Source organism: Vallitaleaceae bacterium 9-2 (genome assembly GCA_038396585.1).
Lineage (GTDB): Bacteria > Bacillota > Clostridia > Lachnospirales > Vallitaleaceae > UBA1351.
On record CP121691.1, the window covers coordinates 2,062,889 to 2,088,268 of the forward strand.

Sequence of the window (25,380 nt, forward strand, 5' to 3'; positions counted from 1 at the left end):
AAGCGACAACGTCGCTTTGCTCTTTATGTTTATTGTCGAAGCGTTACTCCAAGTTCAAATTCAAGGCCTTTTAAAATTTTATCCATTGCCTTGCTCACTTCTTTTTCGCTTAATGTATGGTCTTTAGCTCTAAATGTAAGCGAGTATGCTACTGACTTATATCCCTCTTCAATTTGTTCACCTTGGTACACATCAAATAGTTTATATCCTTCAAGGATTTTACCCCCACGTTGTTTAATGAAAAATTCAATCTGACCAACTAATATATCATCTTTAACAAGGAGCGCAAGATCTCGATGCATTGCAGGATATTTTGCTATAGGTTCGTATGCACGCATGAGATTCGCAATCTTTGTCAATACTTCAATACTGACTACACCGATATAATTACGCTGTCCAAGATCATAATTATCTGCTGTTTCAGGATGCACTTCACCCAGATAACCTAATTCCATTTTGTCATACATAATCTTCGCTCGACGGCCCGGATGCAAAAACGGCATATCAATATCTGCATCGTAGCTCACCCCATCAACAACGCCAAGTCGAGTTAAAAGTGTTTCAATAATTCCCTTCATATCGAAGAAATCAATTTCTCCATAAGCTCCAATAGTTAAAAACTCCGCTTCAACAGGATAGTCTTTTAATGGCAAAGCTTTTGGTACGTATGTTTTACCAAGTTCATATAAGCGTACATTTTCATTACGACGATTATAATTTGTTGCCAAAACATTTAACATTCCGTTAATCGTTAAGGTACGCATTACAGAAAAATCTTCTCCTAACGGATTAGATATTGTTGCATATTGGCGCAACGGATGGTTTGAATCAATACCGAGTTTATCATATGCTTTAGGGCTTTCAAAAGAATAGCTTATGGTTTCACTAATACCGGATGCTTCCATAATTTGCTTGGTAATATCTTCAATTTTTTGTTTCTTGTTCTTTTTACCAACAGTAGGCGTCCCTGACTCTAGCGTTGTAGGAATTCGATCATATCCATACATTCTTGCAATTTCTTCTGCCAAATCAGCAATACCAACAACATCTGATCTAAACGTTGGCACAATAACTTCTTTCGCCTCTTTATCAATGCCAAAACTTAAGCGTTTAAAAATAGCAAGCATTTCGTCTTCCGAAAGTTTGATACCAACAATTTGATTAATACGTTCTACATCATATGTGATATGACGTTCTTGACGTACTACAGGATATACATCAATAACACCTTCCATGACTTTTCCTGCGCCTAGTAAGTCTATAAGCTGACAAGCACGCTCCATCGCCAAAGATGCAAGATTAGGGTCAAGGTGCTTTTCAAACTTCGTAGAAGCGTCCGAGCGCAATCCTAATTTTTTTGAACCTTTTCGTATATTTGTTCCATTAAATGTCGCCGCTTCAAAAAATATCGTTTTTGTCGTTTCTAAAACTTTTGTTGCCTCTCCACCCATGATACCTGCAAGGCCAATTGCTTTTTCTTTATCTGCAATCACTGTAATTGAAGGATCTAGTTCACGCTTAACACCATCTAACGTTTCTAAGACTTCACCTTCTTTTGCTGCACGAACATGAATCTCATTATAATCTAACAAATCCAAGTCATAGGCATGCATAGGTTGTCCCATTTCCTGCATAACAAAGTTTGTAATATCGACCAGATTATTAATCGGACGGATTCCACATGAACGCAGACGGTCTTTTAACCATTTTGGCGATTCTTGGATATTGACTTCGGTAATAACCTTTCCGACAAAGCGATAACAACGCTCTGTATCTTCAATAAACACTTTCATCTTCTCATCAATATTTCCCGGATAGGTGGTATATTGCGTCGCAGGCATTTTAAGTGGTTTATTTACGGTAGCTGCCGCTTCACGAGCAACACCGATAACACTAAATGAATCTGAACGATTGGACGTAATCTCATATTCAACAACAATGTCTCCCAAACCAAAAAGAGGTTTTACATCACTCCCCAATTCTTTTGGCTCATCAAAAAGATAGATGCCATGTTCTGGCGCTTCAGCAAAATCTTCACGTGATAGCCCCAATTCTTCAACTGAGCACATCATACCATTAGATTCCACACCACGAAGCTTCCCTTTTTTAATTTTAAGTCCTTGTGCAAGCTCGGCTCCCGGTAATGCCACCGGTATATAATCACCTTCCGAAATATTGTTAGCACCTGTGACAATTTGAATAACCTCACTGCCAACATCAACTTTTGTCACAACCAACTTGTCCGCATCGGGGTGTGCCTCAATTTGCAAAATCTTTCCTACAACTACATTGGTAATTTCTTTTCCTAATTCTTCATATGTCTCTACTTTTGTGCCTGCCATTGTCATTGCATCGCAAAAAGCATCAATATCCCAATCCACGTCAACATATTCACGCAGCCATTTCATTGAAATGTTCATAATCTACCTCCATCTATTTATTAAAACTGTTTCAAGAATCGTATGTCATTTTCATAGAACAATCGTAGGTCTTCAATTCCATAGCGAAGCATGGTGATTCGTTCAAGACCCATCCCAAATGCAAATCCGCTATATTCTTTAGGATCAATCCCCGACATTTCAAGCACTTTTGGATGGACCATTCCACAACCAAGGATTTCTATCCAACCTGTCCCTTTACACACTTTACATCCTTCACCATTACACATAACACATGAGATATCCATCTCTGCACTTGGTTCAGTAAATGGGAAAAAATGAGGTCTAAACTTGGCTTTAACTGAATCTCCATATAATTCTTTGATAAAGACTTCAAGCGCACCTTTTAAATCACCCATGGTAATGTTTTTATCAATAACCAATCCTTCAATTTGATGGAAAACCGGCGAGTGGGTTGCATCAACTTCGTCCGATCTAAATACACGTCCAGGAGCAATGATGCGAATCGGCGGTTTTTCTTTTTCCATGACATGCACCTGCACCGGTGAAGTCGCTGTTCGAAGCATCATCTCTTCATTAAAATAAAACGTATCTTGTTCATCTTTTGCCGGATGTTCTTCAGGTATATTTAACGCATCAAAGTTATAATAAGCATTTTCAATCTCAGGTCCTTCAGCAATAGAGTATCCCATCCCGATAAAAATATCTTTTATATCATCAAGAACCACTGTCATCGGATGACGATGTCCAAGTTCTCTTTTCTTTGCCGGTAGTGTAATATCGATTACTTCTTTTTTAAGTTTTAATTCACGCTGTTTTCGAGAAATAACCACCTTGGCTTCTTCTAGCGCTTTTTCGATGTCACTGCGAACTTCGTTGGCCATCTTTCCAACAATAGGTCGCTCTTCATTTGTCAAGTCTTTCATTCCACGTAAAACACTTGTAAGCTCTCCTTTTTTCCCTAGTATTGCTACACGAACATCATCAAGTTTTTTTAGATCCGTTGAAGCTTGTATTGCTTCAACAGCTTTTTGCTTAATTTCATTAAGTTTGTTTTGCATAATTACTCCTTTCATAAATACAATCTGAGTTAAGAGGTCGCACCTCATTTTCTCCCAGCGATAGTGTTAATATAAAACATTTGTTTAAAGACACAAAAAAATCCCCATCCCAATAAGGGACCGAGACTCGGCGGTACCACCCTTGTTTTCGCTTGACGAACACTTAGGAATCACTTAACGCGTGAATCACGATAGACTTATCAAAGCTTGTGCTTGTTCAGTACTACAGCTCGTGTGGGAATTTCAACTTATATAGGTACATAAAGATGCTTTCAGCCTCTGACATCTTCTCTCTGAATGAAAATATAAGTTTACTTAAACACATTCATTGCCTTTAACATTACACATATAATAACACATTCCATTGCGTTGTCAATGTTTTTTTGTAATTTTTGCTGTTTGAATAAATTCTTTTTCTGTAGATGCTAATGTTTGCTCATCTGGGGTAATAATATAAAAGAAATAACTAATACGTTCTTCTTGATCATAGTGTAAATAGATTCGTCCATAGCCTTTTAGACTTTCAAAAGATTCCCCTTGCGCATTTTGAGGTGGCTTTCCATATTGAATATAAGCCATATAATCCTCTTCATATTGATGCCACATCCCTTCCATGTCAAGCTGTGCATCAAAGATGATAAATTCACGTCCATCAATATCCATCGTTCGCTCTTGTTTTGTTATGCGATAGTCAAGCTGCGGAGTCTCATTTCCAATACTGTTATACACGAGATGCTTCAAGTCAAAATCTGTAATTTTGGTAATTGCCTCAATATCCGGCTCCCCTTCTTGAGTTAATCCATAAATATCTTGAGAATCCTTATAGCGAACCGCATACGCCCCATAAAAAGTACTGTAATACGAAGAGTTTTTATCGTAAAGCGTGGAAGCACCATAAAGCATATCAAATGCTCCAAAATTGTATAGTATCGTCAGGTCTACAGGCGCACCGATATAACGGCTAAAAGAAGCTGATGGATCAAAGGTAATGACAAAGGGAAAAAAATCTTTTTGAAACGTTGCCGCTCCCCCTTTCATTTGAATATCTATCTTTTCTTCATGTAAAAATGAATCTCGTTCATGCATTTTGCTGTAAACCGACATCACCACAACACTTTTCGCTATAGGATAAAGGCTGCTTTGAGCAAATAAAAGCACAAATAAAGTGCAATAAATTGTATTTTTTATCCATCGTTTTTTCCATATCATTGGGTATACCTCGTCTCATTTGGTGCCTTGATTATAGCATCATTCATAGTTTTTCGTCAAAGCATCATGTTTTCGTAGCCAAAAGAGGGTTTTTTGCAAGTTTTTATCTTACAAGATTTATTTTTATCTTTTTATTTTTTTCCTTGTTTGCATGTAGTTCTTAACAGTACCACTTTTGCAAAAGTTTGATTATATTAGCTTTTAGGCGTATTGATAACCAACATCATTTATATTTTTATTTTTAACAGAAAATATTTTTGCAACTTTTCTTATCACTTCTTTCATTTTTTTGTTGAACCCCATCTTTCATTATGCTATAATCACTACATAGAGTTATTGACCAAAAATGATTAGGAGGAATTAATAATGAAGAATTCTTATGGTTTGCCTCCAAAACAGGGATTATATGACCCTGTTATGGAAAAAGACAATTGTGGCGTCGGCTTTGTCGCACACATTAAAGGGCAAAAATCACATAGCATCGTAGAGCAAGGTGTACAAATTCTTGCTAATCTGCATCATAGAGGCGCTGTCGGCGCTGACCCAAATACAGGTGACGGAGCCGGCATTCTTATCCAAATCCCACATGACTTTTTATCAAAAAAAGCAGTTGAGCTTGGATTTAACCTTCCCCCAGAAGGACACTATGGCGTCGGTATGATTTTCTTGCCGCAAGAGCCAAATGCCAGATATTTTTGTGAAGGTATCTGTGAACGCGTCTTAGAAAAAGAAAATCTCGAACTTATTGGTTGGCGTAATGTCCCTCAAAACACCGAAGCTTGTGGACTGACAGCTGCGGGAACACGACCGTTAGTACATCAATTATTTATTCATCGCGGCGACTATAGCTCCCTTGAATTTGAACGCAAACTATATATTGTTCGTAAACGCATCGAAAAAGCTATCCGCCAAGCCAATCACAAATATAGTGAAGCATTTTATGTATGTAGCCTTTCATCAAGAACAATGATCTATAAAGGTCAACTTCTAGCTTTTCAAATTCCAGAGTTTTATGAAGACCTAAGTGATCCTAGTATGATTAGTGCTATCGCTCTTGTTCATCAACGCTACTCAACAAATACGTTCCCCTCTTGGGATCGTGCTCAACCATTTCGTTATCTAGCCCATAACGGCGAGATAAATACTTTGCGGGGAAATGTCAATTGGATGAATGCCCGAGAAGGTATATTAACATCCGATGTGTTCGGTGATGAGATTTCAAAATTATACCCAATCATCGAACCTGAAGGCTCCGATTCTGCCAATCTAGATAACGCACTTGAGCTTCTGATTGCCAGCGGAAAATCCATTGCCCATGCAATGAGCATCTTAATTCCCGAAGCATGGCAGGGACATGAGTTTATGGACGAAGATAAAAAAAGCTTTTACGAATATCATGCCGGCTTAATGGAGCCTTGGGATGGCCCTGCTGCAGTAGCCTTTACAGATGGCGTCCAAATCGGCGCACTGCTTGACCGTAACGGACTACGACCTGCACGCTATGCCATTACTGATGATGATCTTGTCGTTATGGCTTCTGAAACTGGCGTTATTCCTTTTGATAACGATAAAATAATTAAACGAGGGCGACTAAAACCCGGACGCATGTTTTTGATTGACACCCATGAAGGACGCATCATTTCAGATAACGAAATCAAAAAAAATCTCACATCTGAAAAACCTTACAAGGAATGGATACAGCGCAACAAATTAACACTTAGCGACTTTGAACTCCCACATAAGATCATCCCCCTTGGAGAACATCGTTTGCTTCAATACCAAAAAGTGTTTGGATATACGGAAGAAGAACTCAAAAAAATAATTGCCCCTATGGCAAGTGTTGGTAAAGAAGCTATTGGTTCGATGGGAAATGACGCATCATTAGCTGTTCTCTCCGAAAAGCCACAGCTACTATACAATTACTTCAAACAATTATTTGCTCAAGTCACGAATCCACCTATTGACCCTATTCGCGAAAAACTTGTCATGTCCAATATCCAACTTCTTGGAGATCGCGGCAATCTTTTAGGCGAATTAAATGCAAATGAAGATATTAACTTCATCGAGCTTAATCAACCCATACTCAATAACGGCAACTTCGAAAAACTCGTACACATTGAGCATAAAGATTTTCGTTCCATCAAGCTTCCTACATTATTCTCAATAACCGAAGCAGGACCCGGATTAAAGTCCGCTCTAGACAAACTTAATCAACACGTCGTTAATGCCATTGATGAAGGCTATAACATTATTATCCTCTCTGACCGAGGCACGGAAAAATATGACGCCCCTATTCCAAGTTTACTTGCTGCAGCAAGCGTTCACCATCATCTTATTCGCAAAAAATTACGAACCAAGGTGGATATTATCGCTGAAACCGGTGACGCAAGAGACGTTATGCATATGGCATTACTCATTGGATACGGCGTTGATGCCATCAACCCATACGTTGCCCTTGATAGCATCGACCACCTTGTCGAGTCCCGATTATACATGAACGATGATATTATCAGCGTTGAGCATGCACAGGAAAATTACATCAATGCACTAAGTAACGGTTTATTGAAAATATATTCAAAGATGGGTATTGGAACTTTACAGTCCTATCATGGTGCACAAATTTTTGAAGCCGTCGGTATTGATAGCGATACCGTTAACACATATTTTCCGGGAACCGTCTCTCGAATCGAAGGGATTAATCTCGATATTATTGCTCAGGAAGTGGCAAAACGTCACCACTATACATTTAATCCCCTTCGAAACCCTTATCCAAATTTACTCGAAGGAGGTAACATACAGTGGCGACGCGGCGGGGAAAATCATCTGTTTAATCCCGAAACTATTCACAAGCTTCAGCACTCTTGTCGCACCAACGACTATGACCTATTCAAAGAATATTCATCCTATGTCAATCAACAAGCCACTCGATTAAACACTATTCGCGGATTGTTGAAATTCAAGTCCTCAACCCCTATCTCTATCGATGAGGTTGAACCTCTTGAAAACATACTCAAACGTTTTTCTACAGGTGCAATGTCTTTTGGCTCTCTTAGTAAAGAAGCTCATGAAAACCTTGCACGAGCAATGAATCAAATCGGGGGAAAATCAAATTCAGGAGAAGGCGGCGAGTCCAGCGATCGACTTTACAATGCTCAAACGCGTAGTTCAATAAAGCAAGTCGCTTCTGCTCGTTTCGGTGTTAATGCCGAATACTTGGTCAATTGCAGTGAACTCCAAATTAAAATGGCCCAAGGAGCAAAACCCGGCGAAGGCGGTCACTTGCCCGGACATAAAGTAACTGAAGCTATTGCCAAAGTACGTAACTCTACACCAGGCATTGACTTAATTTCTCCACCACCACATCATGATATTTATTCGATTGAAGATTTAGCTCAACTCATTTTTGACCTTAAGAATATCAATCCAGATGCACGTATCAATGTTAAACTTGTATCGGAAGTCGGTGTCGGTACCGTTGCAACCGGAGTCTCAAAAGCCCATGCTGATGTTGTTTTAATCTCAGGACATGACGGCGGTACCGGTGCTGCGCCCATTAGCTCCATCAAATACGCAGGACTTCCATGGGAACTTGGTCTGGCAGAGACACAACAGACGCTACTGATGAATGATTTAAGAGGGCGTATTGTTGTTCAAACTGATGGTCAACTAAAAACCGGTCGCGATGTTGCAATTGCCACGCTTCTAGGGGCTGAAGAGTTTGGATTTGCCACAGCTGCTTTGGTTGTTAGCGGATGTATCATGATGCGAAAATGTCAAAACAACACCTGCCCCGTAGGTGTCGCTACACAAGACCCTGAACTTCGCAAGAACTTTACCGGAAAACCTGAACATGTGATTAACTTCTTCACATTTATCGCGCAAGAGCTTCGAGAGTATATGGCAGAACTTGGCTTTCGAACCATCGATGAAATGGTTGGTCGTGTTGACCTTTTGGAACCTAATTATGATGTATTGAATTGGAAATCATCAAAAATTGATTTTAACCAAATACTATATAATCCAGAACTACCTCGTCGTATTGCAAGACACTGTATTACAAAGCAAAACCATGGTCTTGACGCTATTTTAGACCGAACACTCATTGCCGATGCAAAGGGAGCTCTAGAAAACGGTCTAAAAATTCAAAACACGTATTCCATACGCAATATAAACCGTAGTGTCGGCGCCATGCTTGCTGGGGAAATTACCAAAAGTACTCAAGGAAAATTTTTGCCAGAAGACACCATCCATTATAAATTTGAAGGTTCAGCAGGTCAGTCCTTTGGTTGCTTTGCAACTTTTGGAATGACATTCGAGCTTGAGGGTGACTGTAATGATTACATGGGCAAAGGCTTATCCGGCGCCAAACTTATTGTCTATCCTCCGAAAAATGCACGTTTTAGCGCGCATGATAATATTATCGTCGGCAACACACTTCTATATGGTGCAACCGCTGGTGAAGTCTATATTAACGGCATCGCCGGGGAACGTTTTGCTGTAAGAAACTCTGGTGCAACAGCAGTAGTCGAAGGTGTGGGCGATCACGGATGTGAATATATGACCGGAGGCGTTGCTGTTATCCTCGGCAAAACCGGACGTAACTTTGGTGCAGGTATGAGCGGCGGCATGGCTTATGTCTTAGATGAAATCGGCGATTTTACTGACAAGCACTGTAATCAGCAGATTGTCGTCACAGAAAAAGTAATTCATTTTGAAGATATTGATATGTTAAGAACATTAATTGAAAATCACCATACTTATACCGGCAGCGAAAAAGCCAAAGAAATTCTTGACCACTTTGAAAACTATCTTCCAAAGTTTGTTAAAGTGATCTCACCAGCATACAAAAAGATACTCAAAGAAAATGCAGCTAAAGCTGCTAGCGTTTAGGAGGTGGCACGATGGGAAAATTAACCGGATTTAAAGAATATAAGCGACAAAACGGATCCTATAAGGATGAAAATGAACGTATCGCCCACTGGAGCGACATCTATATTCCCCAAGAACGCGAGGAAATAAAGACTCAAGCTGCCCGATGTATGGACTGTGGTATTCCATTTTGTAGTTCAGGATGTCCGTTAGGCAATATCATCCCCGACTTTAACGACCTCGTCTACAATGACCAATGGAAAAAAGCACTCCAGGTTTTACATACAACGAACAACTTTCCGGAATTCACCGGAAAGATATGTCCTGCACCATGTGAAAGCGCCTGTGTTTTGGGAATTATTGATGACCCTGTCTCAATAGAAGATATTGAGCTAGCCATTGTCGAACGCGGTTGGGAAGAAGGATGGATCAAGCCTCAACCTCCTGCAATCCGTACAGGAAAAAAAATCGCCATTGTAGGCTCCGGTCCAAGCGGTATGGCCGCCGCCCAACAACTGGCTCGTGTAGGTCATCAAGTCACTTTATTCGAACGTAACGAAGCCATTGGCGGTGCCATGCGCTTTGGTGTGCCGGATTATAAACTTCCAAAAACTTACATCGAACGTCGCGCTGAACAAATGAAAGCAGAAGGCGTCCTTATTCGGACGAACACTCATGTCGGCAAAGATATTTCTGCGGATGATTTAAAAAACTCCTTTGATGTTATCTGCTTAACCGGTGGTTCAACCGAACCTAGAGATTTAACTATTTCCGGACGACAATTAAAAGGAATCCATTTTGCCATGGACTTCTTACCTCAAGCTAATCGTCGTGTTTCCGGATTAACTGTTCATCCAGATATGGATATTAGTGCCAAAGGCAAGAAAGTTGTGGTCATCGGTGGCGGCGACACCGGATCAGACTGTATTGGAACGTCTCTTCGCCAAGGAGCTAGCGAAGTCACTCAACTCGAACTTCTCCCCATGCCTCCAAAAGAGCGAGATAATTCTCAACCTTGGCCCGTATTTCCACGTTTATATAAGACAAGCACGTCCCACAAAGAGGCTATGGCAAATCTTGGACATGACATACGCATGTTCTCTATTGCAACCAAAGAATTTGTCAGTGATGATAACGGCAATGTCACTGCACTGCGTTGTGTTAAGTTAAATTGGATAACCCCTGAGGATGGTTCCAGACCTACTATGGAAGAAGTTCCCGACTCTGAATTTTTGATTGAAGCCGATCTTATCCTCTTTGCCATGGGCTTTTTACACCCTGAACATACAGGTCTCTTAGATGATCTTGGTGTCGAATATGATCCAAGAGGAAACGTCGCTACCGATAGTCAATTTCAAACTTCTGTTGAGAATGTCTTTGCTGCCGGCGACATGCGCCGAGGTCAATCACTCGTCGTTCACGCTATCTCTGAAGGGCGTAAACTTGCAAAAGAGGTTGACCAGTATCTGATGGGCGAAACTTTTTTACGCAGCCCTTTATAAGACCGATATAATCTAAAAAAGAGTTTTCTACGCTTATATGTAGAAAACTCTTTTTATGATTAATAATAATGACGCGTCCTTATGCCTCCAACGTCTTTGCAACATCAGACAATTTATCTGGAATTGCAATATTTTGCGGACATTTTGAAATACACGTACCACAGGCAACACATGCAGATGCCTTTTGTTCATCGTCTAAATGTTGATATTGCTCTTTTTGATTGTCTTTTATAGCTTTGGAATCAAAGAGATTATATTCATTGTATAGACCAAAGTTTCTGGGTATATTTACACCATATGGGCATGGCATACAGTATTCACATCCTGTACAATCCACTTGAATTCGGTCTCTAAAGATTTTTTTCGCTCGATTCATGATGGATTTTTCCTGTTCTGTAAATGCATTAGGATAGCTAGTACTTGCTATGTCCATATTCTCCTTGACTTGGTCTAACGTAGACATCCCACTAAGCACCACATGCGTTTCAGGTTGTTCCCAAATCCACTTTAACGCCCATTTCGCAGGCGTCTTCTTCTCCTTGGCTTCATCAAAAACCTCTTGAACCGCCTCTGGAATGCTACGTACTAGATTACCTCCACGAAGTGGTTCCATAATAACAATACCCAAGTTTTTTTCCACAGCATAGTCTAAGCCTTCTTTACCTGCCTGATACTCTTCATCAATATAATTATATTGAATCTGGCAAAAAGACCAATCATAGTCATCCACAATTTGTTTAAACGTCTCGAGCTTATCATGAAAAGAAAAGCCAGCGTAACGAATGCGTCCATCTTTTAACGCACTTTCCAAAAAGTCTATAATGCCCAGTTCAAGCATTTTTTTCCATCTAGCCTCGTCTAATGCATGCACCAAATAAAAATCGATGTAGCGGGTCTCTAAACGTTCCAGCTGGCGATTAAGATACATATCCATGTCTTGACGGGTCTCAACAAGCCAACTCGGAAGTTTGGTTGCCAGATTCACTTTTTCACGATATCCATTTTTTAAAGCTTTAGCCACTAAAGGTTCGCTCATTCCGCCTTCTTTGCCTCCAAGACCATGATAGGGATAAGCAGTATCTACATAGTTTAATCCTCGGTCAATAGCAAAATGCATCATTTCAATTGCTTTTTCTTCATCAATTTTTGTTGTGTCTTGATCAATTATCGGAAAACGCATACAACCAAAACCTAGAACCGAAACCTTTTCTCCCGTTTTACCAAACTGTCTGTATAACATAATAACCTCCTATGAATATGTTTATTATAGACATTATACCCTTTAAAGTGCACTATAAGTCAAGATTTTCTCATATAATCCGAAAAAAGCCTAGTCAAATTGTTAAATTTTTGCTAAAATAGAGCAGTATGCGTTATGAAGTCTATTTATAAAGGTTATAGCGGTTTTTTCACCGATGAATTATCGGTGTTGAATAAAATATAAGCGTTCATTAGAAGGAAGGAGAACCATCAAAATGATTTATTCACATGAAGTAGAAAATATGTGTCCAGTTGCAAAAGGTCCAAAAAATGGCCCAGCACCAATTCCTGTTGAGGGAAAATGGGTTAAAGCCTATGATGTTAAAGACATTTCAGGTTTAACACATGGTGTTGGTTGGTGTGCACCTCAACAGGGAGCATGTAAGTTAACATTAAATGTTAAAGACGGTATTATTGAAGAGGCACTCATCGAAACCATCGGATGTTCAGGAATGACCCACTCTGCTGCTATGGCTAGTGAGATTTTACCAGGAAAGACAATTCTTGAAGCTTTAAATACAGACCTTGTGTGTGATGCAATTAACGTTGCAATGCGTGAACTTTTCTTACAAATCGTATATGGTCGTACACAAACGGCTTTCTCTGAAGGCGGACTCCCTATCGGAGCTGGTCTTGAAGACTTAGGAAAAGGTCTTCGTTCACAAGTTGGTACAATGTATGGTACACAAGCAAAAGGCCCTCGCTATCTTGAAATGGCTGAAGGTTATGTTACAAAAATGGGACTAGATGAAAACGATGAAGTTATCGGTTACAAATTTGTTCATCTTGGAAAAATGATGGAATTTATAGCTAAAGGCAAAACCGCTAATGAAGCTATGGAAGAAGCTACAAGTCAATACGGTCGATTCGATGATGCTGTTAAATACATCGATCCAAGACACGAATAATATTAAGGAGGACAAGAAGAATGCCATTATTTGAAAGTTACGCTAGAAGAATAGATCAAATAACGCCAGTATTAGAAAAATATGATATCGAAAGCCTTGAGGCTGCTAAACAACTTTGTTTAGATAAAGGAATTGACGTACATCAAATCGTTAAAGAGATTCAACCTATCTGTTTTGAAAACGCATTATGGGCTTATACACTTGGTGCAGCTATCGCGATTAAAAAAGGATTAACTGTTGCTGCTGAAGCTGCTGAAGCTCTTGGTGAAGGTCTTCAAGCTTTCTGTATTCCTGGTTCCGTTGCCGATCAACGTCTTGTTGGTATTGGTCATGGTAATCTTGCTGCTATGTTACTTCGTGAAGAGACAACATGCTTTGCTTTCCTTGCTGGTCATGAGTCCTTTGCTGCTGCTGAAGGTGCAATTGGTATTGCAAAATCTGCAAACAAAGTACGTAAACAACCACTTCAAGTTATCCTAAACGGTCTTGGAAAAGATGCAGCACAAATCATTTCACGTATTAATGGTTTTACACATGTTGAAACTGCATTTGATTATTATACAGGTGAATTAAAAGTTGTTAACGAAAAAGCATACTCAACAGGCGACCGTGGTGCCGTTCGTTGTTATGGTGCTGATGATGTTCGTGAAGGTGTTGCGATTATGCACCACGAAAATGTTGGTGTATCCATCACTGGTAACTCCACAAACCCTACGCGTTTCCAACACCCTGTTGCCGGAACATATAAAAAAGAATGTATCGAGCAAGGTAAAAAATACTTCTCCGTTGCATCTGGTGGTGGTACAGGCCGTACACTTCACCCTGATAACATGGGTGCTGGTCCTGCATCATACGGAATGACAGACACAATGGGTCGTATGCACTCTGACGCTCAATTTGCCGGGTCTTCTTCTGTACCTGCTCACGTTGAGATGATGGGACTTATCGGAATGGGTAACAACCCAATGGTTGGTGCATCTGTTGCTGTTGCTGTTGCTATCGAGCAAAATGCATAATCGTCGTATATAGACATATTGATTAATATACAAAAGGGTCATGCTTGGAAATATCCAAGCATGGCCCTTCTTTAATTCTTCTCCTTATTGATCGATAAACCATCCACCCTGCCCACTCTCTTGGTCATAATGCTCCGTTTTTCCGATGTATGCATAGGAAAACTTGCGCTCCATATATGTGCTCTTACTTATAGACGTAGGCTTTAACCGCTCTCCCGTCCACAGCTTAGACACCGGTAGATTTTTTGTATATGCTATAAAACTTTTTAAGACAATTGCATGTGCAACAATTAATATATTTTTATTATTTTCCGTATCCAAAACTTCTTGACAAAAGCGCTGAACACGCTTGCGAACATCATAAAAATCTTCACCACTTGTTGCTTGATATTTATCAGGTGTAAACCAAAAGGCCTGATGTTTTTCAGGCTCTTGGGCTTTGACGTCAGAAATACACTGGCCTTGCCACTGTCCAAGATTAATTTCCATTAAGTCTTCATGAGCAACGATGGGTATCTCACGATGCCCTTTAAGAATTGTTGCCGTATCGTAGGCTCGTTTCAACGGGGAAGTATAGATTATATCAATGCGTTCATTTTCTATCCATTTGGATAAGTTTTTTGCTTGTTGTATCCCGTTATCAGTCAATGCAGAATTCAATTGCCCCTGCATTTTTCGAATTGTATTCCACTCTGTCTCTCCGTGGCGTGTCAACCATATCGTTTTCATTCTTCACCTATTGCCTTTCTCATGTTTTTCTAATTATATCAATCTCTGATTTATAAATCAAGATTCCAATACTAATGACAACATATACACTATATGATATAATACTCACGTATTGTTATTGAAAGGAGATTATTATGGAAAAAAACAACCCTATTGTAACGATTGAAACCAATCGTGATGGTATCATACAAGTAGAGCTATATCCTGAAATCGCACCAAATACAGTGAATAATTTTATCGCATTGATAAAAAAAGGCTTTTATGACGGTCTAACATTTCACCGAGTTATCCCCGGTTTTATGATTCAAGGCGGCTGTCCTGACGGAACCGGAATGGGTGGTCCTGGTTATTGTATACAGGGCGAATTTAAGGGCAATGGATTTGACAATCCACTTAAGCACACACGCGGCGTATTGTCTATGGCTCGAGCGATGAATCCTAACTCAGCCGGTTCTCAATTTTTCTTAATGGTAAAAGACTCACCACATCTTGATGGTCAGTATGCTTCCTTTGGAAAAGTTATTGAGGGACTTGATATTTGCGATGCTATTGTTAACAGCCCTCGCAATGCAAACGATCAACCTCATGAGCCTCAAGTTATGACTAAGGTCACTGTTGATACACAAGGTGTTGATTATGATGCACCTATTAAAGCTTAAGCTATCTAGCTATAAGACATCCTATAGCGACCTGCTATAGCCTAAAAAATCAAGCAGTATTCAGATTAACTGAATACTGCTTGATTTTTACCTTCTTTTTTGCCTTTATATAGGCGTTGGTCCGCCAAGTTTATGCTTGAATCAAACTCACCCACCAGCGGTGCCAATCCAAATGTCATCGTAATCTTAAGCTGTATGTCCTTATACCTAAACAAAGCTTTTAACACACGCTCACGAAGGAATTTTACATAAGCAATTGCTTCCTCCATTGTCGTCTCCGGTAGGACAATCAAAAACTCTTCTCCTCCCCAACGTGATACACGATATCCTTTTTTTAGACTCGTCTTTAAAATATCTGCTAATTGTTTAAGGATTTCATCACCACAGGGATGTCCATATTCATCATTAATCAATTTAAAATCATCAATATCGGACAAAACCAATATATGGCGTCCATTATATTCCAAATCGCCAAATGTCTTTTTAATGCCGCGTCGATTCAATAACCCCGTTAGCGCATCACATTGTACTTCTTGCGACAACTTTTTGTTAACGCGTTCCAAACTTTGATATTGCTCAACATACTCTGCCAATTCACGTTCTTTAATATAGAGGTTATATTCATTTTGCAAGCGATATATTTTTTCCTTGTTACTTTCAGCTGTAAAATACTGTTGAAGCTCAGTTCCTGTTTTATATGCATTATAGGCTAATTCAAACTCTTGAATATCTGAGTAAGCTTCTGCCATCGCATAATATAACTCGACTTTGTGCTTTTGAATATTATATTTTCTTGCAATATTTAATGCCGACTCAAAAACTTCAAGCGCTTGTTTGATTTGCCTCTCTTTTAATAATAGTTTTCCAACAAGGCATTTTCCATAAATTCGACCTTCATTATATTGAATATCTCCGGCTAACTCTAGTGCACGTTCATAAAATTCTTTTGACAAAGCACAACTATTTGTACGCTCATAAATAGATGCTATTTCTAGATAAACAAGAACCAGCCCTTTTTTATAGTCAACCTCTTTAAAGACTTCCATTGATTTGAGACCGTATTTTAGCGCCTTGTCATACAGACGTCTAGCCATAGAAATCCGGCACAAAATCAAATTAGCATTTCCAATAAGAATCTCGTCTCCTAAAAGTTCTGCAAGTTGAAGCGCTTCAACAGCATAGTCCATCGCGATATCCATCGCACGGATTTCAATATATACCATTGACATCTTCCTCAACAAGTCACAGCGCTTTTGCTCCACATCATACTCCATAGGATTTTTCAGCGCTTCCATATAATAGTAAACACTTGACTCACTAATTCCTAACTTCCTATATATATCACCAGCTAAACTTAGTGTATAATAATTTTCTTCAAATTCTTTTTTATGTTCTGAGAGATTTAGGCCTTTGAGCACAAAATCCAACGCAATGAAAAAATCATTACAATAATAATAACAATACGCAACTTGATTAATTACTTCATGATGTTCCGGTTTATGTCCATAGATTTCAAGTACCTCCTGCAGCTTTTCTTTGGGAGATTTTGAGTACTTTAAATAAAATTGATACGTAAATCGTTCTCTTGTTTCTTCCATGGCAACCTCATCTTATTTTATTGGTATTGATCATAACCATAATTCTTCAAGTGAAATTCGCTGTCTCTCCAATTGTCTTTTACTTTTACCCATAATTCCAAGTGCACTTTTGTTCCTAATAAATTTTGAATATCTTTTCGCGCCCTAGTTCCGATTTTTTTAATCATCTGCCCTTGCTTACCTAAAATAATTGGTTTGTGGGATTTTTTTTCACAAATAATCGTCGCATGAATATTAAGTCGACCTAATTCTTCATCATCCTCAAAAGACTCTACAACAACAGCGACTCCATGAGGTACCTCTTCTTTTAGAAAATACAAAGTTTTTTCTCGAATCAATTCTGCAACCAATTGTTTTTCCGGTTGATCTGTGACCATACCTTCTGGGAAAAACATCGGACCTTCAACTAGGTGTTTTCTGACCGCATCTAAAACCGCCTCAGAATTTTCTCCCTTTAATGCCGACACAGGAACAATATCATCAAATGCATATAATTGACGGTATGCATCAATAACAAGTAAAATCTCATTTTTGGGAATCAAATCCATCTTATTGATTACCAAGATTACAGGTGTTTTTATTGCCTTAAGTTGTTCAATAATAAACAAGTCTCCTGCACCCACTGTTCGATCCGGTTCAACCAACCATAACACGGCATCAACTTCTGAAAATGTTGATAGCGCCATCTGATTCATGTGCTCCCCAAGTTTATGTTTGGGTTTATGTATTCCCGGTGTATCAATAAAAACAATTTGTTCCTTTTGCGTTGTTAATATAGTTTGAATACGATTTCTGGTCGTTTGTGGTTTATTTGACATAATTGCCACTTTTTTCCCAATAAAATGATTCATTAAGGTTGACTTTCCTACATTCGGACGTCCTATAATTGTTACAAAACCAGATTTAAACATAGTTTTTCCTCTCTTATGCCAAATTTTCATCGTTAAGCTCGTGTTTTTTTGGATACGCCATTGTAACCGTCCCTGTTTTTTTCTCCAAGTTACTAAAGGCAACACTTAACATCAGCTTAATTCTATTTAATTGATTCACTTCACTTGCCCCTGGATCATAGTCAATCGCTGCAATATTTGCATAGGGGTACTCTTTTCGAATTGGTTTAATCATTGATTTACCAACAACATGGTTAGGTAAACATGCAAATGGTTGCACACAAACAATGTTTTCAACTCCATGTTCAACAAGCTCTATCATCTCACCTGTCAAAAACCATCCTTCACCTGTTTGATTACCTAACGAGATCAACTTACCAGCTAACTTAGCTTTTTCTTCTATACGCGTTGGAGCTCTGAAGTTCTTACTGTTGGACAATGCCTTTTTCATCGATGAACGGAAAAATTCAATAACTTCTATCGCAATTTTATTTCCGATCCATTGTTTACGTGAAGCATTAAGTTTTTCATATTTAAACTTCGCATTATAAGCCGAATACAAGAAAAAGTCCATAAGGTCAGGAACACTTACTTCTGCCCCTTCTTCTTCTAAAATCTTTGCCAACTGATTGTTTCCTGTCGGATGATATTTAACAAGTATCTCACCGACAATCCCAACCTTAGGCTTGACGATAGGATGAATTGGAATTTGGTCAAATGCTTCGACAATTTCACCAATTAGCTTTTTATATTCTCTCATTCGTCCTCGGCGAAGAACCTCAAAAGCCTTTTGTCGATAGCGTTCATATACTTGCATCGTTTGTCCTTCATTGATTTCATATGGGCGCATTTTTTGCGTTACCCGCATAAATAAATCTCCAAATACCGTTGCCATCAGCGCTGTCTTGACAAATCGATAATTCATTTCAAGCCCCGGATGTTTTTCCAGACCAACTGTATTCACCGAGACCACTGGAACTGTAAAAATATTGGCATCTGTTAATGCCTTACGAATAAAGCCAATATAGTTTGATGCTCGACAACCTCCACCTGTCTGTGTAATAAAGACTGACGTGTTGTTTAAGTCATATTCTCCACTAAGCAGTGCAGATACAATTTGACCGGTTACAAGAATTGAAGGATAACATGCATCATTATTGACATACTTTAATCCCGTGTCAATAGCTTTATAATCAACCTGTGGAAGCACCACTACATTGTAACCCAATTCACGTAAGCCTACTTGATAGAATTCAAAATGCAGCGGCGACATCTGAGGCGCCAAAATCGTATGTGTTTTTCGGTGTTCTTTGGTAAAGACTAGTCGATTTTCAACTCTTGGTTTTTTTTGTATCTCTTTTCCAGACTTCTCTTTTTCATCAAGCGCAGCTTTAAGCGAACGCATACGAATACGAATGGCTCCAAGATTGTTACCTTCATCAATCTTTATCAACGTATATAGCTTACCATGTTCTTCAAGGATTTCATGGACCTGGTCACTGGTTACTGCATCGACACCACATCCAAAGGAAGTCAGCTGGACTAATTCAAGTCCCGGTGTACGTCCAACATACTCTGCCGCATGATATAAGCGTGTATGATACGACCATTGATCAAGAACCCGAAGCGGACGTTTGGGCGCTGCCAAGTGAGCAATACTATCTTCTGTTAAGATGCCCATACCTAGGTCGGTAATAATGTTGGTTAATCCATGATTAATCTCTGGATCAACATGATATGGACGACCCGCTAAGACAATGCCTCGACGCCCCATTTTTTGAAGCTCTTTTACGACTTCTTCACCTCGTCGGCGTATATCTGCTTTTACGACTTCTTTTTCAGCCCATGCTTTATCGACTGCGCGTTCAATTTCTTCTTGAGTTAATTGGTCTTGTGAAAACGCCTCCATCAAACCTTTAACGATATTTTTCTTTGTATCCAAAGCTAAGAAAGGTTGAATCAAGCGCACATCGCCTTGGACAATCGCATCAGTATTATGTTTGATTGTCTCTGGATAAGATGTAACAATTGGGCAGTTATAATGGTTATCCGCTTGATGTACTTCTTTTTCTTCATAAGCCACTGAGGGATAAAATATTGTTTTAATATTTTTTCCAATAAGATGCATAATATGGCCATGAACAATTTTTGCAGGATAGCACACGGATTCTGATGGAATCGTCTCAATCCCTTCTTCATATATTTTTTTGGAAGACTTTGGCGATAATACAACACGATATCCAAGCTCTGTAAAAAATGTATGCCAAAACGGATAATTCTCATACATGTTAAGTACTCTTGGAATACCAATCTCCCCTCGTACAGCATCCTTTAGAGGAAGTGACTTATAACTAAATATTCGCTTATATTTTTCATCATATAAGTTCGGCATTTTTTCATTATTCGGCTTTGTAATTCCAGCTCCACGTTCACATCGATTCCCTGATACAAAACGACGACCATCATTAAATGTGGATATGGTCAATAGACATTGATTTGAGCACAATTGACATCGATCCATATCTGTAGAAAATTCAAAAGCTTCCATCTGTTCTAAGGAAAGCAATGATGAACGTTCTCCCGCTTCACATCGTTCCTTTGAAATAATAGCCGCGCCATAAGCTCCCATAATTCCGGCGATATCCGGTCGAACGACTTCTCTGCCACTCACTTTTTCAAACGCCCTTAAAACAGCATTATTATAAAAAGTTCCTCCTTGAACAATGATCTTACTTCCCATTGCTTCTGGATCTCTGATTTTGATTACTTTTTGAATAGCATTTTTTATTACTGAATACGACAATCCTGCAGATATATCTCCAACAGTTGCGCCTTCTTTTTGAGCCTGTTTAACCCTTGAGTTCATAAATACTGTACACCTTGAACCTAAATCAACCGGGCGCCGAGAATCCAACGCCGCTTTAGCAAAATCTTCTATTTTTAGATTCAATGAACTGGAGAATGTCTCTAAAAAGGACCCACATCCTGAGGAACATGCTTCATTTAATAAGATATCATCAATGACACCATTTTTAACACGAAGACACTTCATATCTTGTCCGCCAATGTCCAAAATAAATTCAACACCAGGTAAAAAGTGGTTTGCCGCTTTATAGTGCGCAATAGTTTCAATCTCACCTATGTCAATTTTGAGTGCTTCTTTTATCAGCGCTTCCCCATAACCTGTAATCGTACTTTTTGCAATATACGCCTTATCCGGCATTTGATGATATATATCCCGCAATACATCTGCGATCAAATTCAAGGGCTTACCACGGTTACTCCCATAAAACGAATATAAAATTTCATGGTTTTCTCCCATTAAAACCATTTTTGTCGTTGTTGAGCCTGCATCAATTCCTAGATATATAGGACCTTCATAGTCTTTAAGCTCAGCTTTTTTTACTTTGGCTTTTTCATGACGCACCAAAAACGCTTCAAGTTCTTTATCTGACGAAAATAACGCGTCTAAGCGTGCAACTTCGCTTGCTTCAGAAGCTGAGAGGTCTTCACATCGCTCTATAAGCGTTTTAACATTGATAGAATCTTGTGAAAAAGATTCTAATGATGCACCTATAGCTACAAACAACTGTGGATGTTCAGGAAACATAATTTGCTCTTTTTTTAGTTTTAATGTTTCGATAAAGCGTTGGCGCAGCTCCGATAAGAAGTAAAGAGGACCGCCTAGAAATGCTACATTACCGCGAATCGGCTTTCCACACGCCAAACCACTTATGGTTTGATTAACTACCGCTTGAAAGATTGATGCAGCAATATCTTCTTTTGCTGCACCTTCATTCAGTAGCGGCTGTACATCTGTCTTGGCAAAAACGCCACAGCGAGCCGCAATTGGATGGATTACTTGATGTTTTTTGGCTAACTCATTTAATCCAGAAGCATCTGTCTCTAAAAGCGACGCCATTTGGTCTATAAATGCACCGGTCCCACCAGCACAGGTACCATTCATTCGTTGATCAATAGATGTTCCTTCAAAATAGGTAATCTTTGCATCTTCTCCGCCTAACTCAATCGCAACATCCGTTTTGGGAATGATGCGTTCAACCGTCTTAGAGCATGCTACCACTTCTTGTATAAACGGAATAGATAACCATTTGGAAATGCCTAATCCTCCCGATCCTGTTACTTTAATTGTACATTCATGTCCAGGAAAATGTCGGTTGATGCTTTGGATTAAAGAAAATACCGTTGCCCGAATATCCGAATAATGGCGCTTGTATTTACTATAAATCATGTCACATCTTTCATTGAGTATGACAACTTTAACAGTTGTTGAACCAACATCTAATCCAATATGAATCTTATTCATTCTTTTTTCCTCCATACATACTTACACTGCTACCTAAGATATCCCTCAGCATAGGCTTCATCAATAATGTTTTTTATATATTCCCATATAGATAAACTGCCTTCAGCGGCATGTTTATTATAGGCTATAACCTGTTCCTTATATATTCCATGTTCAAGCCAGGCTTTACCTTTCGATAAATAATTGAGCAAAATAGGTTGCACTCGATCAATCGCCGCAGCAAATTTTGCTTCAGGTGTCTGTTTTTGTTCAAAAGCTTCCCATAGTCGTTCATATTCTTGACCTTGTTCTTTTGGCAATAAGCCAAAAATACGTTTTGCAGCCTCTCGCTCTTTTAACAGCTTAAGTTCGTGCCCTTTTTCATCATATGCATAGGTATCACCTGCATCAATTTCAACAATATCATGTATCAGCACCATCTTAACCACTGTCAAAACATCTACTTCTACATTTGCATATTCACTTAGTATTATTGCCATCATAGCCAAATGCCAAGAATGCTCAGGATCATTTTCCTTTCGCGTGCCATCGGCAAGATAGCTTTGTCGAAACACTGCTTTTAACTTGTCTATTTCTATAATAAAGTCCATTTGTTGTTTCAGTCGATTTATGTCTTTTGGCATATATACTCCTTTATATTTGCGCCCCGCAAAATGGGCAAAAAGTAATGGCTGCATCAAATTGAGATAAATCCTTATGACAATGTATACACAGGGTTTCATCTGCCGGTTCAGGGTCACGTAGAATTTTTTTTATGACACTCTCAAGTAAGAACATTGATGCCGGGGTTTGTAGTACGCCATCAATATAGTCTCCCGAAAAATCGGACTTATGAATGGGATTACTCGAAGAAAGTACACATTTAATATGCGGCATTCCAGCTTTTATGAGTTGAATGAGTTTGTCCCCACGCGTTTGTTGCATAATATAGTTCACAATAACAACATTGGGTTCATCACGTTCAATTGCATAAAGCGCCTCATATTCATCCGCTATCTCCACTTCAAATCCCATTTTTTGAAGCATGTCCTTTAATATTAAGCTTTCAAACTTTGAATCATTAATCAACAATGCTTTCTTTTCCATAAGAGATACTCCTATCCAATTTGTCTTTGTCTATTATAACATAAATTCTAAAGGAAGTTCAAAATAAAATACCAGGGAGTAACAAACACTAATGCGTATACAATCAACCTATTCGCCTCTTTTTTTGACAGAGCAATACGAAGCCACAGATACTTTGTCAGCATCATGTAAATCACTACCGCACATAGCATCGATATTATTGTAAGGGTTACATTATGTACATAGTCAAACCTTAACCCGTATGCATGAATGCATAACAACACCGTACTGTAGAGCATAAGTCCTAACGCATGACTTAAAAAAATGTAGGTTCCATGCATCAACCCACTTCGCATAATTACATCTTTACGTCTTTTTACTCCTGCATACTTAAAACCAACAATAACAATAATAAAAGCTATCAAATACATTCCACCAATTATTGGCAGAATCTGATAGGACAAAAAGAGTTCTAATGTAGCCGGCATATGACCTCCTTAATGCGAATAATTCCTTCTTCGACTTTTGATGTTTCTATTCCTCGGTAGTTTAGTACAATAAATTGTTCATAGGTTTGCTCTTGACCTATCATAAATTCTGAAAGCAGGCAACAACGAACATGGTATTTTCTTTGTAGCGAGTAAAACAACTGCTTGTTAAAAGGCTGCTTTACGTTTAACACACAGGTTACACCTGCCGGATCTATCTCAATGGATGCATATTCTTCTAAATGTTTATGTAAGAGCTTTTTTAGCAAAAAATATTTGTTTCGATAATTTTTGCGCAATCGGCGAATATGCCGTCCAAAATCATCATTTTTCAACATATTAGCCAAGGCCAATTGTTCCAGTTTGGACGCACTTTGCGTCCCTCGATAGTTTTCTTTGATATACGCTGTCAGTAAGGGTTTTGGCAACACCATAAAACTAATACGAATACTTGGCAGTAAAAGTGTTGAAAATGACCCCATATAAATCACTCGCTCATGTCGATCCATCCCCTGAAGCGATCGAATAGGCTTACCTATGTATCGAAGCTCATTATTATAGTCATCTTCAATAATATAGCTATCAGAGTCGTTCGCCCATTCAAGCAACTCAATTCGCGTATTCATGGGCATAATACTTCCATAAGGAAACTGATAACTTGGTGATGTGAAGCAAACTTGATTTTTTTGTTTCTTTAGTTGGCTAATATCTAAGACATTATTTTTTAGTCCAATGGGAACAATTGAATAATTGGCCTGCGTAAAGACGTCTTTTGCAATATTAAATCCCGGGTTTTCTATAGCCAACGTCTGATATCCTCTATTATAAAACAATCGTGATAACGGCCCTAACAATCCTTGCATACCAGAGCCAATAATGATTTGACTGTCACGCGCCTTGATGCCACGTACACGTTGAAAATACTCACATATTTGTTTTTTTAGAAGCAGTTCGCCAAATGGTTGTCCCATATGATAGAGTTCAAGTGCATCATCATTGAGTGCACGATTAATATTTTTTTTCCATAGTGTCATGTCAAAATTATCGTATTCTACATATTCTCCTGTGAAATCGTATTGCGTTTCATTTTCCTCTAAATATTTTTGGATTTCTGCATCGTCGTCACTGTCGATCTGATCAGAAAAGGCAGAGAGCTTCATTGAAGTTACATAATATCCTTTTTGCGGTAACGAATAGAGATATCCTTCTGATACCAGCTGCGCATATGTATTTTCAATTGTTGTTCGAGAAATCCCCATATTATTGGACAATTGACGAATAGACGGCATTTTTTCATCCCCAGATAAATGGCCGCTTTTTATTTCTTTGATGATGCTATTATATAATTGTATGTATAATGGATCTTGTGTATTTTTTTCAACAAAAAAGACTTTTTCCAT

Annotated in this window: 17 protein-coding genes and 1 other annotated feature; of the genes, 5 read left to right on the forward strand and 12 right to left on the reverse strand. The window is 38.8% G+C overall.

All coding sequences use genetic code 11. The features are described 5' to 3' along the window. Positions 1-29: 29 nt before the first annotated feature. The 3 genes from pheT to QBE53_09800 all read right to left on the reverse strand — a co-directional run bounded on the left by pheT (position 30) and on the right by QBE53_09800 (position 4,669). Positions 30-2,420, reverse strand: coding sequence for a phenylalanine--tRNA ligase subunit beta (pheT, locus tag QBE53_09790; protein WZL80096.1), 2,391 nt, complete (start codon positions 2,418-2,420; stop codon positions 30-32). A 20-nt stretch (positions 2,421-2,440) separates the two neighbouring features. Then, the gene (gene pheS / locus QBE53_09795) at positions 2,441-3,460 is read right to left on the reverse strand and encodes a phenylalanine--tRNA ligase subunit alpha (protein ID WZL80097.1); all 1,020 of its coding nucleotides are present in this window, start codon (positions 3,458-3,460) and stop codon (positions 2,441-2,443) included. A 112-nt stretch (positions 3,461-3,572) separates the two neighbouring features. Beyond that, positions 3,573-3,798 (reverse strand) — a binding site (T-box leader). A gap of 34 nt (positions 3,799-3,832) precedes the next feature. Further along, entirely contained in the window at positions 3,833-4,669 is an 837-nt protein-coding gene (locus tag QBE53_09800) for a hypothetical protein (GenBank protein ID WZL80098.1), read from the reverse strand. 366 nt (positions 4,670-5,035) lie between these two features. On the opposite strand from QBE53_09800, the gene gltB reads away from it, so the two are divergent. Together gltB and QBE53_09810 are read left to right on the forward strand one after the other, a co-directional pair. Then, on the forward strand, positions 5,036-9,559 hold the full coding sequence (gene gltB / locus QBE53_09805) for a glutamate synthase large subunit (protein WZL80099.1): 4,524 nt from the start codon (positions 5,036-5,038) through the stop codon (positions 9,557-9,559). An 11-nt stretch (positions 9,560-9,570) separates the two neighbouring features. Beyond that, positions 9,571-11,040 carry a glutamate synthase subunit beta gene (locus QBE53_09810; protein ID WZL80100.1) on the forward strand — a complete coding sequence of 490 codons (1,470 nt, stop codon included), beginning with the start codon at positions 9,571-9,573 and terminating at the stop codon, positions 11,038-11,040. Between the two features lie 79 nt (positions 11,041-11,119). On the opposite strand, the gene QBE53_09815 is transcribed toward QBE53_09810, so the two are convergent. Then, positions 11,120-12,280, reverse strand: a complete 1,161-nt coding sequence (locus QBE53_09815) for an aldo/keto reductase (protein WZL80101.1) — start codon at positions 12,278-12,280, stop codon at positions 11,120-11,122. 235 nt (positions 12,281-12,515) lie between these two features. Here QBE53_09815 and QBE53_09820 point away from each other — a divergent pair, with 235 nt between their 5' ends. Together QBE53_09820 and QBE53_09825 are read left to right on the forward strand one after the other, a co-directional pair. Continuing rightward, positions 12,516-13,208 carry a hypothetical protein gene (locus tag QBE53_09820; protein WZL80102.1) on the forward strand — a complete coding sequence of 231 codons (693 nt, stop codon included), beginning with the start codon at positions 12,516-12,518 and terminating at the stop codon, positions 13,206-13,208. Between the two features lie 20 nt (positions 13,209-13,228). After that, complete coding sequence (locus QBE53_09825) at positions 13,229-14,224, forward strand: GGGtGRT protein (GenBank protein WZL80103.1); 996 nt, start codon at positions 13,229-13,231, stop codon at positions 14,222-14,224. Positions 14,225-14,308: 84 nt separating this feature from the next. On the opposite strand, the gene QBE53_09830 is transcribed toward QBE53_09825, so the two are convergent. After that, the gene (locus tag QBE53_09830; GenBank protein ID WZL80104.1) at positions 14,309-14,953 is read right to left on the reverse strand and encodes a histidine phosphatase family protein; all 645 of its coding nucleotides are present in this window, start codon (positions 14,951-14,953) and stop codon (positions 14,309-14,311) included. A gap of 134 nt (positions 14,954-15,087) precedes the next feature. Between QBE53_09830 and QBE53_09835 the strand changes: the two genes are divergently transcribed. After that, entirely contained in the window at positions 15,088-15,612 is a 525-nt protein-coding gene (locus QBE53_09835) for a peptidylprolyl isomerase (GenBank protein WZL80105.1), read from the forward strand. Positions 15,613-15,677: 65 nt separating this feature from the next. Here QBE53_09835 and QBE53_09840 read toward each other — a convergent pair whose 3' ends face one another. The 7 genes from QBE53_09840 to QBE53_09870 are packed head-to-tail and all read right to left on the reverse strand — an operon-like array spanning position 15,678 to position 25,380. Then, entirely contained in the window at positions 15,678-17,210 is a 1,533-nt protein-coding gene (locus QBE53_09840; GenBank protein WZL80106.1) for a diguanylate cyclase, read from the reverse strand. Between the two features lie 17 nt (positions 17,211-17,227). After that, positions 17,228-18,121, reverse strand: a complete 894-nt coding sequence (gene era / locus QBE53_09845; GenBank protein WZL80107.1) for a GTPase Era — start codon at positions 18,119-18,121, stop codon at positions 17,228-17,230. A 13-nt stretch (positions 18,122-18,134) separates the two neighbouring features. After that, the gene (locus tag QBE53_09850) at positions 18,135-22,427 is read right to left on the reverse strand and encodes an acyl-CoA dehydratase activase-related protein (GenBank protein ID WZL80108.1); all 4,293 of its coding nucleotides are present in this window, start codon (positions 22,425-22,427) and stop codon (positions 18,135-18,137) included. 29 nt (positions 22,428-22,456) lie between these two features. Further along, entirely contained in the window at positions 22,457-23,050 is a 594-nt protein-coding gene (locus tag QBE53_09855; protein ID WZL80109.1) for an HD domain-containing protein, read from the reverse strand. Positions 23,051-23,060: 10 nt separating this feature from the next. Continuing rightward, positions 23,061-23,513 (reverse strand): response regulator, encoded by a 453-nt coding sequence (locus tag QBE53_09860; GenBank protein WZL80110.1) that lies wholly within the window; start codon positions 23,511-23,513, stop codon positions 23,061-23,063. Between the two features lie 47 nt (positions 23,514-23,560). Beyond that, positions 23,561-23,980: a hypothetical protein gene (locus QBE53_09865; GenBank protein ID WZL80111.1), complete on the reverse strand. Its 420-nt coding sequence runs from the start codon at positions 23,978-23,980 to the stop codon at positions 23,561-23,563. Beyond that, complete coding sequence (locus QBE53_09870) at positions 23,965-25,380, reverse strand: PLP-dependent aminotransferase family protein (GenBank protein ID WZL80112.1); 1,416 nt, start codon at positions 25,378-25,380, stop codon at positions 23,965-23,967. The genes QBE53_09865 and QBE53_09870 overlap by 16 nt, the downstream gene beginning before the upstream one ends.